The organism is Peribacillus sp. Bi96 (assembly GCF_918698115.1).
In the GTDB taxonomy this organism is placed as follows: domain Bacteria; phylum Bacillota; class Bacilli; order Bacillales; family DSM-1321; genus Peribacillus.
The window spans coordinates 1-1,131 of the sequence record NZ_CAKKLV010000073.1; the positions used below are offsets into that span (position 1 = coordinate 1).

Sequence of the window (1,131 nt, forward strand, 5' to 3'; positions counted from 1 at the left end):
CTTCTCTCATGCGAGAAAAGAACGTATCCGGTATTAGCTCCGGTTTCCCGAAGTTATCCCAGTCTTATAGGCAGGTTGCCCACGTGTTACTCACCCGTCCGCCGCTAATCTCAGGGAGCAAGCTCCCATCGATTCGCTCGACTTGCATGTATTAGGCACGCCGCCAGCGTTCGTCCTGAGCCAGGATCAAACTCTCCGAAGAAATGTTTGACTTGCTCATTTGCTTTTTTGATAGTGTGTGCTCACTTAAAATTTAACGTTGGCGCTTTGTTTTGTTCAGTTTTCAAAGAGCAATTTGACTCTTCTAAAGAATCAACTTTCATATCATAACAAATCTCATTCGACTTGTCAAGTTTTTTTTGGTGGAGCCTAGCGGAATCGAACCGCTGACCTCCTGCGTGCAAGGCAGGCGCTCTCCCAGCTGAGCTAAGGCCCCAAAAAAAATCATGGTCGGGAAGACAGGATTCGAACCTGCGACCCCTTGGTCCCAAACCAAGTGCTCTACCAAGCTGAGCTACTTCCCGAAAAAATATGGTGCGCCCGGCGGGAGTCGAACCTACAACCTTCTGATTCGTAGTCAGATGCTCTATCCAATTGAGCTACGGGCGCATATTAAGATGGTGCCGAGGACCGGAATCGAACCGGTACGGTAGTCACCTACCGCAGGATTTTAAGTCCTGTGCGTCTGCCAGTTCCGCCACCCCGGCATAAATAAATAGTGGAGCGGAAGACGGGATTCGAACCCGCGACCCCAACCTTGGCAAGGTTGTATTCTACCACTGAACTACTTCCGCGAACATGCGGGTGAAGGGACTTGAACCCCCACGCCTTGCGGCGCCAGATCCTAAGTCTGGTGCGTCTGCCAATTCCGCCACACCCGCATAATAAAATGGTGAGCCATGAAGGATTCGAACCTTCGACCCTCTGATTAAAAGTCAGATGCTCTACCAACTGAGCTAATGGCTCATATAAACTATTTATATATGCTATATAAAGCTTGTATGAAGATGGTGCCGGCAAGAGGACTTGAACCCCCAACCTACTGATTACAAGTCAGTTGCTCTACCAGTTGAGCTACACCGGCAGGTGTAAAATGGTGGAGGATGACGGGATCGAACCGCCGACCCTCTG

Annotated in this window: 8 tRNA genes and 1 rRNA gene; all 9 read right to left on the reverse strand. The window is 49.8% G+C overall.

Features of this window, described 5'->3' with window-relative positions:
- Window positions 1–202, reverse strand: a 16S ribosomal RNA gene (locus tag LQ203_RS27300); the annotation flags it as partial.
- Window positions 203–360: 158 nt separating this feature from the next.
- Window positions 361–436: transfer RNA gene (locus LQ203_RS27305), tRNA-Ala, on the reverse strand.
- 11 nt (window positions 437–447) lie between these two features.
- Window positions 448–524, reverse strand: a tRNA-Pro gene (locus tag LQ203_RS27310).
- Window positions 525–532: 8 nt separating this feature from the next.
- Window positions 533–609 (reverse strand) — tRNA-Arg (locus LQ203_RS27315).
- A gap of 9 nt (window positions 610–618) precedes the next feature.
- Window positions 619–707: transfer RNA gene (locus LQ203_RS27320), tRNA-Leu, on the reverse strand.
- Between the two features lie 12 nt (window positions 708–719).
- Window positions 720–794 (reverse strand) — tRNA-Gly (locus LQ203_RS27325).
- Between the two features lie 5 nt (window positions 795–799).
- Window positions 800–881 (reverse strand) — tRNA-Leu (locus tag LQ203_RS27330).
- 9 nt (window positions 882–890) lie between these two features.
- Window positions 891–966: transfer RNA gene (locus LQ203_RS27335), tRNA-Lys, on the reverse strand.
- Window positions 967–1,008: 42 nt separating this feature from the next.
- Window positions 1,009–1,084 (reverse strand) — tRNA-Thr (locus tag LQ203_RS27340).
- Between the last annotated feature and the right edge of the window lie 47 nt (window positions 1,085–1,131).